The 12,860-nt window shown below is 66.7% G+C and carries 11 protein-coding genes and 1 pseudogene; 3 read left to right on the plus strand and 9 right to left on the minus strand.

Going from position 1 to position 12,860, the window contains the following annotated elements:
• Positions 1 to 80: 80 nt before the first annotated feature.
• The 7 genes from hpaI to DJFAAGMI_RS23830 all read right to left on the minus strand — a co-directional run bounded on the left by hpaI (position 81) and on the right by DJFAAGMI_RS23830 (position 8,364).
• Positions 81 to 884, minus strand: a complete 804-nt coding sequence (hpaI, locus tag DJFAAGMI_RS23800) for a 4-hydroxy-2-oxoheptanedioate aldolase (protein ID WP_211459685.1) — start codon at positions 882 to 884, stop codon at positions 81 to 83.
• A 63-nt stretch (positions 885 to 947) separates the two neighbouring features.
• Complete coding sequence (locus tag DJFAAGMI_RS23805; protein WP_211459687.1) at positions 948 to 1,910, minus strand: NAD(P)-dependent oxidoreductase; 963 nt, start codon at positions 1,908 to 1,910, stop codon at positions 948 to 950.
• Positions 1,907 to 3,061 (minus strand): sialidase family protein, encoded by a 1,155-nt coding sequence (locus tag DJFAAGMI_RS23810; RefSeq protein ID WP_211459689.1) that lies wholly within the window; start codon positions 3,059 to 3,061, stop codon positions 1,907 to 1,909. Before DJFAAGMI_RS23810 ends, DJFAAGMI_RS23805 begins: the two co-directional genes overlap by 4 nt.
• Before the next feature lie 163 nt (positions 3,062 to 3,224).
• Positions 3,225 to 4,217, minus strand: coding sequence for a Bug family tripartite tricarboxylate transporter substrate binding protein (locus DJFAAGMI_RS23815; protein ID WP_211459691.1), 993 nt, complete (start codon positions 4,215 to 4,217; stop codon positions 3,225 to 3,227).
• Between the two features lie 42 nt (positions 4,218 to 4,259).
• Positions 4,260 to 5,741, minus strand: a complete 1,482-nt coding sequence (locus DJFAAGMI_RS23820; RefSeq protein ID WP_211459693.1) for an NAD-dependent succinate-semialdehyde dehydrogenase — start codon at positions 5,739 to 5,741, stop codon at positions 4,260 to 4,262.
• A gap of 62 nt (positions 5,742 to 5,803) precedes the next feature.
• Entirely contained in the window at positions 5,804 to 7,333 is a 1,530-nt protein-coding gene (locus tag DJFAAGMI_RS23825; RefSeq protein WP_211459695.1) for a UxaA family hydrolase, read from the minus strand.
• A gap of 47 nt (positions 7,334 to 7,380) precedes the next feature.
• On the minus strand, positions 7,381 to 8,364 hold the full coding sequence (locus tag DJFAAGMI_RS23830; protein ID WP_211459697.1) for a Bug family tripartite tricarboxylate transporter substrate binding protein: 984 nt from the start codon (positions 8,362 to 8,364) through the stop codon (positions 7,381 to 7,383).
• A 111-nt stretch (positions 8,365 to 8,475) separates the two neighbouring features.
• Between DJFAAGMI_RS23830 and DJFAAGMI_RS23835 the strand changes: the two genes are divergently transcribed.
• Positions 8,476 to 9,411 carry a LysR substrate-binding domain-containing protein gene (locus tag DJFAAGMI_RS23835; RefSeq protein WP_211459699.1) on the plus strand — a complete coding sequence of 312 codons (936 nt, stop codon included), beginning with the start codon at positions 8,476 to 8,478 and terminating at the stop codon, positions 9,409 to 9,411.
• A gap of 91 nt (positions 9,412 to 9,502) precedes the next feature.
• Positions 9,503 to 9,932: pseudogene (locus DJFAAGMI_RS23840) on the plus strand (DUF1801 domain-containing protein).
• A gap of 117 nt (positions 9,933 to 10,049) precedes the next feature.
• On the opposite strand, the gene DJFAAGMI_RS23845 reads toward DJFAAGMI_RS23840, so the two are convergent.
• Positions 10,050 to 11,138, minus strand: coding sequence for a tartrate dehydrogenase (locus DJFAAGMI_RS23845; RefSeq protein ID WP_211459701.1), 1,089 nt, complete (start codon positions 11,136 to 11,138; stop codon positions 10,050 to 10,052).
• Between the two features lie 129 nt (positions 11,139 to 11,267).
• On the opposite strand from DJFAAGMI_RS23845, the gene DJFAAGMI_RS23850 reads away from it, so the two are divergent.
• Complete coding sequence (locus DJFAAGMI_RS23850) at positions 11,268 to 12,203, plus strand: LysR substrate-binding domain-containing protein (RefSeq protein WP_043004799.1); 936 nt, start codon at positions 11,268 to 11,270, stop codon at positions 12,201 to 12,203.
• A 107-nt stretch (positions 12,204 to 12,310) separates the two neighbouring features.
• Here the strand turns inward: DJFAAGMI_RS23850 and DJFAAGMI_RS23855 are convergent, their stop codons facing one another.
• Positions 12,311 to 12,757 carry a GatB/YqeY domain-containing protein gene (locus DJFAAGMI_RS23855; protein WP_211459703.1) on the minus strand — a complete coding sequence of 149 codons (447 nt, stop codon included), beginning with the start codon at positions 12,755 to 12,757 and terminating at the stop codon, positions 12,311 to 12,313.
• Between the last annotated feature and the right edge of the window lie 103 nt (positions 12,758 to 12,860).

Below are 12,860 nucleotides of genomic sequence, written 5' to 3' on the forward strand. Positions count from 1 at the left end.
GGCTGACCTGATGATTGACGACAACGCCGCCTGCAGGCCGGTGCGGGCCCGGCCGAGGCTGCTGCGCCTGTCACCTGGCTTTAGTAGGCGGCACCTGGCCGAGCCGGAGCGGCGACGGTTGCGCCGGCAAACTGGCTGCGCAGCTTGCGCGCGGCGTTCACGAACATCAGCACGTCCACGCCCACGGCCACAAAGCTGCAGCCCAGATCCAGGTAGCGCTGTGCCAGTGCGGGGTCAGAGGTCAGCGTACCTGCCGCCTTGCCGCTGGCAATGATGGTTCGCATCGCTGCCTCTATGGCGGCCTGCACTTCAGGGTGGCCGGGGTTGCCGCGGTGGCCCATGGAGGCCGCCAGGTCGGCCGGGCCTATGAAGACGCCGTGCACGCCATCCACGGCGCAGATGGCTTCGAGATTTTGCAGGGCTGTGGTGGTCTCGGCCTGCACCAGCAGGCACACCTCGTCATCTGCCACATTCAGATAGTCGCTGCGGCTGCTCCATTGAGAGGCGCGTCCCACGGCACTGCCTACGCCGCGCACGCCCAGGGGCGGGTATTGCGTGGCGGCCACGATGGCCCGGGCCTGGTCTGCCGTGTCCACCATGGGCACGAGCAGCGTCTTGACGCCTATGTCCAGCATCTGCTTGATCAGGGCCGTGCTGCCTTCCACCACGCGCACCACGGGCTGGGCCGGGTGCGGGGCCGCTGCCTGCAGGGCGCCCAGGGTGCTGCGCAGATCGTTGGGCGCATGCTCGCCGTCGATCAGCAGCCAGTCATAGCCCGTGGTGGCGGCCGCTTCGGCCAGATAGGGGTCGGCCATGGACAGCCATAGTCCGATCTGGGGCTGGCGGGCGGAGAGGGCGGTCTTGAACGGGTTGTATGCAGGCATGCTTTTCTCGGTTTGACTATTCATGGCGTGGCATGGGGCCACGGCGATGCAGGAGGCACTGGTTCACAGCAGGTGGCCGGCAGGCAGTGGCCTGCCTGCCAGGTGGTCGACGATATTGGTGGCGGTCAGCGTCGCCACGCGCAGCGCTGCCTGGCGCGTCACTCCGGCCACATGCGGCGTCAGCAGCACTTGCGGCAACCGGGCCAGCGGATGGCCCTGGGGCAGCGGCTCGATGTCGAAGGTGTCGAGTCCGGCGCCACCCAGATGGCCGCTTTCCAGTGCTGCCAGCAGCGCGGCCTCGTCGACCACGGGGCCGCGTGCGGTGTTGATCAGCAGGCTGCCCGGGCGCAGCAGCGCCAGTTCGTTCGCGCCTATCAGGCCGCGTGTCTGCTCGGTCAGCGGGCAGTGCAGACTCAGTATGTCCACGCGGGGCAGCAGCTGGCGCAGATCGGGTTCGCAGTCAAAGCCGTCTGCCTGGCCTGCGGGGCGCAGCACCAGCACCTTGGCGCCCAGGGCCGCAGCCAGCTGTGCGGTGGCGCGGCCGATGGCTCCATAGCCGACGATGCCCACCGTGGAGCCGCGGAAGTCGCGGCCCTGCCAGTTGCTGCCGGCCCAGCCGCCGGCGCGCACCTGCTGGTCCAGCTGAGGCAACTGGCGCACCAGCGCCAGCATCAGCGCCAGTGCATGCTCGGCAACAGCGGGGGCATTGGCGGCTTGTGCCACGGCCACGGCCACGCCTTGGGTGCGCGCAGCTTCCATGTCCACGCTGTCCACGCCGGCCCCGTTCTTGGCCACGATGCGCAAGGCGGGGGCCGCCCGCAGCACGGCGGCGCTCACAGGCTTGGAGCCGCGCAGCACCAGGGCCTGGGCGCCGGTCTGCGCCAGCCGCTCTGCCAGGTTTTGCGCAGTGATGGGTTCGGCCATGAAATGGATCTGTCCGCCAGCTTGCTGCACCACGGCCTGGGCTTCGGGTGCCCAGTGCTCGGCGGTGACGAGAACATTGAAGGGAGTGGAGGTTGTGGTCATGCTTGTTCGCTCACCCAGTCCGGCTGCACGCGCACATGGCGGATATGCTGGCGGAACACGGTATAGGCCAGATGCAGCGCGCCGTCGGCGCCCTGGCGGATGGAGGGGTAGGAATATTCGCGATTGCGGCCATGCTCGGAATCATTGCTCATGCACCAGCCATCGCCTACCTCGAGGTTGCGTTGCCAGGGCCAGCTCAGGCCGTCGTCGGCCGACAGGGCCAGCGTCATGGGCGCACGCGGAGCGCCCCAGAAGGCTCGGCGCTCGCCGGCTGCAGCCTTGGCTGGTGTTGCCGAGCTGTCGCCCAGCTCGTCATACAGCGACTCGCGCCGCTGCGTGGCATCGGCGGCGCTGCTGGCGTTGAAGATCATGGCCAGACGCCCGTCGGCCAGACGCAAGGCCTGGATGGATGAGTTGTTGTTTGGCAGCTCCGTGGCCTCGGGCACCTGCCAGCTCAGGCCGCCGTCGTCGCTGCGGCTGCGGTAGACATGGTCGGCCCAGCGGCTGCGAAAGAACGCCAGCAGGCCGCCGTCCGAAGCCTGCACGATGTTCATGTGAACGCAGCCCAGGCTGCCAGGCACGGCAATGCGCTGCCAGCTGCGTCCCTGATCTGCCGAGCGCAGCACGCCGCTGTCGTCGTGGCTGCCATCCCAGGCCTGGCCCGGCTGGGCGCGGCAGTGGAAGACCGGCAGCAGCCAGCTGCCGTCCGTATGGACATGGATGGGTTGGCGCACGAAGGTGCCGGCAGAGGCATCGGCCAGCGTCTCTGTGGGCTCCCAGCTCAGGCCCTGGTCGCGAGACAGGCGCCGGCGCACCACCGAGGTGTTCTGGTGCCCCGAGTGCTGGGCCGTATGCAGCAGCCACAGTTCACCGCCCGGTGCGGGAAACAGCACGGGGTTCTGTTCCGAGCGTTCGGCATCGTGGGAGAGCTGGATGGGCTCGGACCACTGCGCGGTACCGGGGGCAAGGCGCGACATGAAGACCGAGATGTCGGAGCGGCCCTCCATGGAGCCGCCGAACCACACGCAGCCCAGGGTGCCGTCGTCCAGCACCATCAGATTGGCGGCATGGGCCTGCACACAGGGCGAGGGCAGGTCCGCCACCAGGCGGTCCGGGTCTTCGGCATGTGGGCGCAGCAATCCATCAAGCATTGGTTTTCCTTGGTTTGTCATGACACTGTGCTGTCTTCAATGTTCCTGTTTGCGGCGCGGGCTTATGGATGAGGCCGGGAAAGAGCCAGTGCCGTCCATCCAGCCTGTGCCGCCCCGCAGCAAGGAGAAGAGAGAACCTCATCTGCTGCGGGTGCGTGGCATGTCAATCGGCCTTGATCTTCGCTGTCTTGATGAGACCGCCCACGCGCTGGTATTCACGGGGCACGAAGGCGCGCAGCTCAGTGGCATCGCCGCTGCCCGGGGTCACGCCCAGATCGCGCAGCTTGGAGACCACCTCTGGCTGCTTGAGGGCCTTGGCCAGTGCACCGGAGAGCTTGGCGCTGACGTCGGCGCTGGTCTTGGACGGTGCAAACAGTGCGTACCAGGCCGAGAACTCGAACTGTGGGTAGCCGGCTTCGGCGAAGGTCGGCACATTGGGCAACTCGGGCAGACGGGTGGTGGCGCCCACGGCCAGTGCGCGCACCTTGCCGCCGCGCAGCAGAGGCATGGAGTTGGTCGCGGTATCGAAGATGACCGGAATGCGCCCGCCGATCAGATCCACGATGTGGGCATTGCCGCCCTTATAGGGCACGTGGGTCATGGGGACCTTGGCGATGGACACGAACAGTTCGCCGGCCAGGTGCAGCGGCGAGCCGTTGCCCGAGGAGCCGTACATCACGGCCTGCGGGTCCTTGCGGGCCGCTTCCACCACATCCTTGAGCGATTTGTAGGGCGAGTCGTTGGCGGTGATGGCGATGATGGGGGCGCTGCCGATCATGCCGATGGGCTCGAAGTCCTTGACCGGGTCGTACTCGGTCTTGATCAGATGCGGGCTGGCGGCGTGCGTGGCCAGACCGCCGACAAGCAGCGTATAGCCGTCGGCCGGCGCGCGCGCCACGATGCCCGCGCCCAGCAAGGCCCCGGCACCGGGCCGGTTGTCCACCACGCTGGCAGTTCCCAGTACCTCGCCCATCTTCTGGCCGACCAGCCGCCCCAGCATGTCATTGGCGCCGCCCGCAGGATAGGGCACCACAAAGGTGATGGGCTTGCTCGGGAAGTTTCCCTGGGCCTGTGCCAGCGGCATGGCACCGGTCAGGGCCAGTGCTGCCAGCGCGCCCAGCACGGGCCTGCGGGTGAGGTATCGGGATTTGCTCATGGTTTGTCTCCTGTTGTGAATGGTTCTAGCGACCGTGTTGCGTCAATCCAGTTGTCCCTGGCAGACGTATTTGATATGCAGGTAATCGTCGAGCCCGTGAGTGGAGCCTTCGCGGCCGTAGCCCGACTCCTTGATGCCGCCAAAGGGGGCTGCCTCTGCGGCCAGCGCGCCTTCGTTGACGCCCACGATGCCCGATTCCAGGGCATCGGCGACACGCCAGATGCGACGTATGTCCTGGCTGTAGAAATAGGCGGCCAGACCGAACGGGGTGTCGTTGGCGGCGGCGATGACCTCGGCCTCGTCGTCGAACACGGTCAGCGGAGCCACGGGCCCGAAAGTTTCTTCGCAGGCGCAGGCCATGGAGGCAGTGGCGCCCGAGAGCACGGTGGGGGCGTAGTAGGTGGGGCCCAGATCCGTCAGGCGCTTGCCGCCGGTGAGCACCTTGGCGCCCCTGGCCACCGCGTCCTCCACATGGCGGGCGATCTTCTCGACCGCGCGGTCATTGATCATGGGGCCGATCTGCGAGACCGGGTCACTGGCCGGGCCCACGTGCAAGGCTGCCACGCGGGCGCTGAGCTGCTGGGCAAAGGCCTCGTACACCGAGCGGTGCACAAAGACGCGATTGGGGCAGACGCAGGTCTGGCCACCGTTGCGGAACTTGGCGGCCATGAAGCCGTCCACGGCGGCTGCCACATCGGCATCCTCGAAAACGATGAAGGGCGCATTGCCACCCAGCTCCAGCGAGAGCTTTTTCAGCGTGTCGGCGCTGCGGCGCGCCAGGTGCTTGCCCACGGGTGTGGAGCCTGTGAAGGTGATCTTGCGCACGCGGCTGTCGTCCAGCCACTGGTCCACCACCTCGGGCGTGCGCTCGCGCGAAGCCGTGACGATGTTGAGCACCCCGGCCGGCACCCCGGCTTCGTGCGCCAGCAGCACCAGGGCCAGTGAAGTCAGCGGCGTGTCCTCGGCCGGCTTGCAGACCACGGTGCAGCCCGCGGCCAGGGCCGGCGCGATCTTGCGCGCAATCATGGCGGCCGGGAAGTTCCAGGGCGTGATGGCGGCGACCACGCCCACGGGCTCGCGCAGCGCAAACATGCGCCGGCCCGGCACGGGCGCGGGAATGACTTCGCCGTTCATGCGCGTGGCGGCCTCGCCGAACCATTCGATGTAGCTGGCGGCATAGGCCACTTCGCCCTTGCCTTCGGCCAGCGGCTTGCCCTGCTCCAGCGAGATCAGCGTTCCCAGATCGTCCTGATGGGCCAGCACCAGGTCGTTCCAGCGCTTGATGATGGCGGCGCGTTGCTTGGCCGGCAGCTTGCGCCAGGCTGGCAGGGCCGCCTGGGCGGCATCCACGGCGGTGCGCGCGTCGGCTGCACCTGAATCAGGTACGTCGGTAATGGTGCTGCCCGTGGCCGGATCGGTCACGGCAAAGCTGGCGCCGCTGGCAGCGGGTGTCCAGGCACCGGCGATGAAGTTGGCGCTGCGCTGCAGTTCGGTGCGTTGCAGTCTGAGTGGCGTGGCGTTCATGGTGAAAATCGCAGAAAGTGAAGATCGGATAAGGGCGCAAAGCTCTGGAAGATGTGTTTTCCTCAGCTCACGATGCCCAGGTGCCAGGGCACGAATTCATGGTCGCCCAGTCCCAGGACTTCGCTCTTGGTCTGTTCGCCGCTGGCATGGCGCAGGATCTGCTCGAAGATCTGCTGGCCCAGCTCGGGCACGGTCAGCTCCCCGTCGACGACCACGCCGCAGTTGATGTCCATGTCTTCCTGCAGGCGCTGGTACATGGGCGTGTTGCTGGCCAGCTTGATGGTGGGGGCGGGCTTGCTGCCGAACATGGAGCCGCGGCCTGTGGTGAAGCAGATCAGCTGGGCGCCGCTGGCGATCTGACCGGTGGAGGCCACCGGGTCGTAGCCCGGCGAGTCCATGAAGACGAAGCCGTGTTCGGTGATGGGCTCGGCATATTCATAGACGGCGCGCAGCGGTGTGGTGCCGCCCTTCATGGCGCTGCCCAGAGATTTTTCAAAGATGTTGGCCAGGCCGCCGGCCTGGTTGCCATGACCGACCACGCCGTTGAACTGGGCATTCTGGCCGGCTGCGTAGCGTTCCCACCAGGCCAGGCGATCCAGCAGCTTCTGGCCGACTTCGGGACTGATGGCGCGGCGTGTGAGCATGAACTCCACGCCATGGATCTCGGGCGTCTCGGACAGAATGGCCGTGCCGCCGTGGCGCACCAGAATGTCCATGGCTGCGCCCAGGCCGGGGTTGGCCGTGATGCCCGAAAAGCCGTCCGAGCCGCCGCATTCCAGGCCGATCTTGAGGTGGGCGGCGCTGACGGTGCTGCGCCGGGCCTGGTTGGCGATGGGCAGCATTTCTTCGATGGCGGCAATACCTGCTTCGATGGTGGCGCGTGTGCCACCCACTTCCTGCATCACCAGGGTGCGCAGCAACTGGCCTTCCTTGAGGCCTTGCGAATCGACCAATGCATCGACCTGGTTGCGCTCGCAGCCCAGGCCCACGATGAGCACGCCCGCCAGGTTGGGGTGGCGCGCATAGCCGGCCAGGGTCCGGCGCAGCACGTCGAAGTGTTCGCTGGGCGAGGACATGCCGCAGCCGCTGCTCTGGGCAAAGGCTGCCACACCATCCACATTGGGAAAGGCAGCCAGCCGCTCGGGCGTGAAGTGGGCGGCGATGCGCTTGATCACGGTGGCCGAGCAGTTGACCGAGGACAGGATGCCGATGAAGTTGCGCGTGCCCACGCCGCCGCCTGCCCGCACAAACCCCTGGAAAGTGGCGCGCTGTTCCTCGGGCACATAGTCCACGGGCCGTACGTCGGCTCCGAACGACGGGTCGCGGTAGTAGTCCACCAGCTTGAGGTTGTGGCTGTGCACATAGTCGCCAGGCTCCAGGTCGCGTGTGGCGACGCCGATCACCGTGTCGTACTTCTTGACCTGCTCGCCCTCGGCGATGCGGCGCGCCGCGATCTTGTGGCCAGCCGGCACCTGGGCGCGCGTTCGCACTCCCAGCTCGGGAATGTCCTGGCCCAGGGCCAGGGCGGTCTTGGCCACCAGCACGTTGTCGTTGGGGTGCAGGTGCAGCAGGGAAGAAGAGGAGGAGAGCATCTTGGAGTCCGGGGATGGCGGGCCTGAGGCAGTGGGGACGCGGCGCGTCAGCGCATCAGGTCGCGCAGTTTGAGTTTGTCGATGAGCACGGTTTCCTTCTGGTAGATCGTGTTCACATACTTGGCGTAGTCAGGGCCGTCCAGGTAGAGCAAGGGCGCGTCCAGCCTGTCGGCCACGGACTTGAACTCGGGGCTGGCCACGGCCTGGCGGAAGGCATCGCGCAGCTTGGCTTCGACGGCGGGCGGCAGGCCCTTGGGCGCGCCGATGCCGTTGGGCGCATCGACGACCACGTTGTAGCCCAGGTCCTTGAGCGTGGGCACGTCCTTGAAGCGCGGCGTGCGCTGCTCGCCCCAGGTGGCCAGCAGGCGCAGCTTGCCGGCTTCGACATGCGGTGCCCAGGAACTGGAGTCGGCCAGCGCATCCACATGGCCGCCCAGCACGCCCTGCAGCGCCTCGGCGCCGCCCTTGTAGGGAACATGGCTGAGCTGGATGCCGGCTGCAGCCGCAAACTCTTCCATGCCTACATGGGTGGCGCCGCCCACGCCAGCGTGGGCGTAGGTGATGCTGCCGGGCTTGGCCTTGGCGGCGGCGACGAAGTCCTGCAGGGTCTTGAAGCGCGAGTTGGCCGGCACGGCGATGCCGAAGGTCTGGCCCGAGGTGCGCGCGATATAGGTGTAGTCCTTGCGTGGATCGGCCTGCAGCGTGCCCAACTGGGAAAAGCGCGTGACCGAGATCGGGATCTGGCCGATGGTGTAGCCGTCGGGCTTGGCCGAGGCCAGAGCCTTGGAGCCGATCATGCCGGAGGCTCCGGCGCGGTTTTCCACTGCAATCGCCTGGCCCAGGATGCGGCCGGCCACGGTGCACAGCGCACGCATGGACTGGTCGGCCGTGCCGCCGGCAGGCCAGGGGCAGATGAAGGTGATGGGGCGCTCGGGCCAGGTCTGCGCCAGCAGGCGGGTGGAAGTTCCGAGCGTGGCTGCGCCGAGGGCGCCGAGCACAAAGCTGCGCCGGCTGCTGCGTGGGGGGATCATCGCGTGTCTCCTGTCGTTATTTGAACTGCTAGCCCCGATTGTTCAAAACTGCTCCATGACAATCCAATGAAAAGATAGACTCTCTTCATAACTAATAAGTAATGAAGCCCCATGAGCAAGATCGATCGTGTGCTGCGCTCCAACCTCAAGCTGCGCCATCTGCAGCTACTGGTGGCGCTGGACCAGTTTCGTCACCTGGGCCGCGCAGCCGAGTTTCTGGCCGTGACCCAGCCCGCCGTCTCCAAGACCCTGGCCGAGGTCGAACGCATGCTGGGCATGGCGCTGTTCGAGCGCTCCACGCGCGGCACCGAGCCCACGGCAGCCGGTGTCAGCATGGTGCGGTTTGCGCGCTCGGTGCTGGCCGGTTTCGAACGAACGCGCGACGAGATGGCCGCCGAGGCCAGCGGCGCGCGCGGGCGCACCAGCGTGGGGGCCATGGTGGTGGCCACGCCGGTGCTGCTGGCGAGCGCCGTGGAGCGGCTCAAGGCGCGTTCGGACCAGACCACGGTGATGGTGGAGGAAGGGGATCTGACGCGCTTGCTGCCCAAGCTGCGCCTGGGCGAGCTGGATCTGTTCGTGGGACGGCTGGAGCCCGGCTATGCCGCGCCCGACCTGGAGACCGAGGCGCTGTACGACGATCCCATGGTGGCCGTGGTGCGGCCCGGTCATGCGCTGCTGGCGCCGGGCGCGGCCAGCTGGCAGGCCCTGGCGGAGCAGCCCTGCGTGCTGCCGCCGCCCTGGGCCTCGCTGCGCGTGAAGCTGGAGCAGCAGTTCTATGCCCACGGCCTGCATCCGCCGGCCGACATCGTGGAGACCGCGTCCTTTCTCTCGCAACTGACCTTTGTGCACCAGCGCGGGGCCGTGGCCTTCATGGCGCGTGGCGTGGCCCGCTGCCATGCTGCCCTGGGTACACTGGCCATGCTGGATCTGGTCGTGCCCATCGATCTGCCACCCGTGGGGCTGATCACCTTGCGCGGCCAGCCGCCGACGCCGACCACGGGCTTGCTGGTCGAATGCCTGCGCGAGGTGGCCAGGGGACAGGGCTGAGCGCAACGCCATCGGCAAGTCCGCAGGGCGCCGTTTCACCTGCCTCGCCGGGCCCTGCGCGTGGGACCGAATTGATGAAGGAGAGCTGTCCATGAGCACCTTGCTACCCGCGTCCTCCACCGGGCCCGTCAGCGGTCCCGAGGCTTCGGCTCTGATCGCTGCCAGGATTGCCGGCCTGGACGACTGGCGCGGCGCCATGCTGGCTCGCCGTGGTGGAAGAGCTGAAATGGCGCGGAACGCCCGTATGGTCGCAGGACGGCATCCTGTGCACGGGCGAGACCTACAAGGCCGTGGTCAAGCTGACCTTCGCGTATGGCGCGGCCCTGGCCGATCCGGCCGGCCTGTTCAATGCCAGTCTTGAAGGCGCCACGCGCCGGGCCATAGACCTGCATGTGGGCGATGCGCTCGACGGTGCAGCGTTCCAGGCGCTGGTGCAGGCCGCTGCACAGCGCAATGCCCAGGCCCGGTCGGCCAGGAAACCGGCTTCGCAAGCCAAAGCCAAACCGCAGTCTGAAGCCTAGGTCGCCGCAGCCGGTGGCCCTGGGCGTGCAGGCGTACAAAAGCACCCCGGTGCAGGTTCAGTCTGCGCGGGGTGCTTCTTGTCTTGAATCGGGCCGGCTGGGGCCAGCCCGGAGTCATCAGGCGTTGGCGATGGCCGCGGCGATCGCTTCGCCCACCTCGGTGGTGTTGGCCTTGCCGCCCAGATCGGGCGTCAGCGGACCGGCCTTGATCGTGTGCTCGATGGCGGCCACGATGGTGTCGTGGGCCTGGCGCCAGGCCCCTTCGCTGCGGCCCAGGAAGTCCAGCATCAGCGCGCCCGACCAGACCATGGCAATGGGGTTGGCGATGTTCTTGCCGTAGATGTCCGGCGCCGAGCCGTGCACGGGCTCGAACAGCGAGGGGAAGGTGCGGTCGGGGTTGAGGTTGGCCGATGGTGCCAGGCCGATGGTGCCCGTGGTGGCAGGGCCCAGGTCGGACAGGATGTCGCCAAACAGATTGGTGGCTGCCACCACGTCGAACCGGCCGGGCTGCAGCACGAAGCGGGCGGTCAGGATGTCGATGTGCTGCTTGTCCAGCGTGACTTCGGGGTAGTCCTTGGCCACATCGTCGGCGCGCTTGTCCCACCAGGGCATGCTGATGGCAATGCCGTTGCTCTTGGTGGCCAGCGTCACGTGCTTCTTGGCGCGGCTCTGGGCCAGATCGAAGGCGTACTTGAGCAGGCGATCGGCGCCATGCTTGCTATAGACCGATTCCTGGATGCAGATCTCGCGGTCCGTGCCTTCAAACATGATGCCGCCCAGGGCGGTGTACTCGCCCTCGGTGTTCTCGCGCACCACGTAGTAGTCGATGTCACCGGGCTTGCGGCCGGCCAGGGGGCAGGGCACGCCTTCGAACAGGCGCACCGGGCGCAGATTGATGTACTGGTCGAATTCGCGGCGGAACTTGAGCAGCGAGCCCCACAGCGAGACATGGTCGGGCACGGTGGCGGGCCAGCCCACGGCGCCGAAGAAGATGGCATCCATGTCCGAGAGCTGGGCCTTCCAGTCGTCGGGCATCATCTGGCCGTGTTCGGCGTAGTAGTCGCAGTGGGCCCAGTCGAAATGGTGGAACTCCAGCGGCAGGTCGAAGCGCCTGGCTGCGGCTTCCAGTGCGCGCAGGCCTTCGGGCATGACTTCCTTGCCGATGCCGTCGCCGGCGATGACTGCAATCTTTTTGGGAGTGGACATGGTGCTCTCTTGTGAATGTGTTGGGTGGCGAGGCAGCGGCTCAGCCTGTGCCTGGCGGTATTTTTGCACCTTGCATAACTGAATACAATTGACTGATCGTGGCCTGATTGTTTACAGATCGTGCAGAAAATGCCCTCGCCAGAAGACCTGCGTGTCTTCACCACCGTGGTGCGCAAAGCCAGCTTTGCCGAAGCTGCGGCCGCGCACAATGCCTCGCCGGCCTTTGTCAGCAAGCGCATCCGCCTGCTGGAGCAGGAGCTGGGCGTGAAGCTGCTGCATCGCACCACACGGCGGGTCGCTGTCACGGAGCAGGGCGAGCGCGTCTACCACTGGGCGCAGCGCATTCTGGACGAGGTCGAGCATCTGCTGCAGGAGGTGGATGTGACGCGCCGCCAGCCGCGCGGCCTGCTGCGGGTGTCCACCAGCTTCGGCTTTGGCCGCAATGTGGTGGCGCCCGCGCTGTCGCAGCTGATTGCGCAATATCCGGCGCTGCAGCTGCGCCTGGAGGTGTTTGACCGCATCGTCGATGTCGCGGCCGAGGGCTTCGATCTCGATGTGCGCGTGGGCGACGAGATCGCGCCGCACCTGATTGCGCGCCATCTGGCCGATAACCATCGCGTACTGTGCGCGGCCCCGGCCTATGTGCAGCGGCGCGGCAGTCCGCGCACGCTTGACGAGCTGGCTGCGCATGACTGCCTGGTCATCAAGGAGCGTGACCATCCCTTCGGTGTCTGGAAACTGCGCTCGGGCAGTCAGGAGCGCAGCGTGAAAGTGACCGGGCCGCTGTCCACCAATCATGGCGAGATGGCCGTGCAATGGGCGCGCGACGGCCATGGCATCGTGCTGCGCTCGCTCTGGGATGTGGCGGCCGATCTGCAGGCCGGCAGCCTGCTGCAGTTGCTGCCCGAGTGGCAGCAGCAGGCGAATATCTGGGCGGTCTATCCGACGCGGCTGGAGCGCTCGGCCAAGGTGCGGGTCTGCGTCGAGTTCCTGCAGGAGTTCTTCAGCAAACAGGCGCCCACGGGATTCAGGAGTGCTATAAAAAAAGAAGCTGCTATCGTTTGATATACATAAATTTCAGACTGTTTTTAATCTGAAAGATATGTACAACAAGCGCAAGCAGCTTCTGTTTTTGAGCCTGATGCCGCGTGGCGGCTCAGGCCGGTGGCCAATTATTGGGTCAGCGCGGCCTTCACGGCAGCGGACACCAGGCCCATATCGGCCTTGCCGGCCAGCTGGGTCTTGACGGCGCCCATCACCTTGCCCATGTCGCCGGGGCCGGAGGCGCCCAGTTCGGCCACGATGGCCTGCACGGCCGCGGTGATCTCGGCTTCGCCCATGCGTTCGGGCAGATAGACCTTGAGCACTTCCATCTCGGCCTTTTCCACATCGGCCAGATCGGCGCGGTTGGCGGCTTCGAAGGCGGCGATGGAGTCCTTGCGCTGCTTGATCAGCTTGTCGACGATGGCGATGACGGCGGCGTCGTCGAGCTCGATGCGCTCGTCCACTTCCTTTTGCTTCATCGCGGCCTGCAGCAGGCGGATGGTGCCCAGGCGTGCACTGTCCTTGGCACGCATGGCGGTCTTCATGTCTTCGGTAATCTGGGCTTTCAGGCTCATGGCTTTCTCCTTAGGGTGGGCGAATGGTGGTGCGCCGTGTGAACGGCGTTGACTATCCATGCGCTGGGAGGTCACTGCGCGGCCGGGCAGGCCTGGCAGTGGC

It is taken from the genome of Comamonas brasiliensis (genome assembly GCF_018292285.1).
Lineage (GTDB): Bacteria > Pseudomonadota > Gammaproteobacteria > Burkholderiales > Burkholderiaceae_C > Comamonas > Comamonas brasiliensis.

Bases quoted from the DNA above. Each gene is read 5' to 3' on its own strand.
- DJFAAGMI_RS23850 (WP_043004799.1), top strand. From the start codon at position 11,268: ATGCCCTCGCCAGAAGACCTGCGTGTCTTCACCACCGTGGTGCGCAAA.
- DJFAAGMI_RS23805 (WP_211459687.1), bottom strand. From the start codon at position 1,910: ATGACCACAACCTCCACTCCCTTCAATGTTCTCGTCACCGCCGAGCAC.
- DJFAAGMI_RS23855 (WP_211459703.1), bottom strand. From the start codon at position 12,757: ATGAGCCTGAAAGCCCAGATTACCGAAGACATGAAGACCGCCATGCGT.
- DJFAAGMI_RS23820 (WP_211459693.1), bottom strand. From the start codon at position 5,741: ATGAACGCCACGCCACTCAGACTGCAACGCACCGAACTGCAGCGCAGC.
- hpaI (WP_211459685.1), bottom strand. From the start codon at position 884: ATGCCTGCATACAACCCGTTCAAGACCGCCCTCTCCGCCCGCCAGCCC.
- DJFAAGMI_RS23845 (WP_211459701.1), bottom strand. From the start codon at position 11,138: ATGTCCACTCCCAAAAAGATTGCAGTCATCGCCGGCGACGGCATCGGC.
- DJFAAGMI_RS23815 (WP_211459691.1), bottom strand. From the start codon at position 4,217: ATGAGCAAATCCCGATACCTCACCCGCAGGCCCGTGCTGGGCGCGCTG.
- DJFAAGMI_RS23830 (WP_211459697.1), bottom strand. From the start codon at position 8,364: ATGATCCCCCCACGCAGCAGCCGGCGCAGCTTTGTGCTCGGCGCCCTC.
- DJFAAGMI_RS23825 (WP_211459695.1), bottom strand. From the start codon at position 7,333: ATGCTCTCCTCCTCTTCTTCCCTGCTGCACCTGCACCCCAACGACAAC.
- DJFAAGMI_RS23810 (WP_211459689.1), bottom strand. From the start codon at position 3,061: ATGCTTGATGGATTGCTGCGCCCACATGCCGAAGACCCGGACCGCCTG.
- DJFAAGMI_RS23835 (WP_211459699.1), top strand. From the start codon at position 8,476: ATGAGCAAGATCGATCGTGTGCTGCGCTCCAACCTCAAGCTGCGCCAT.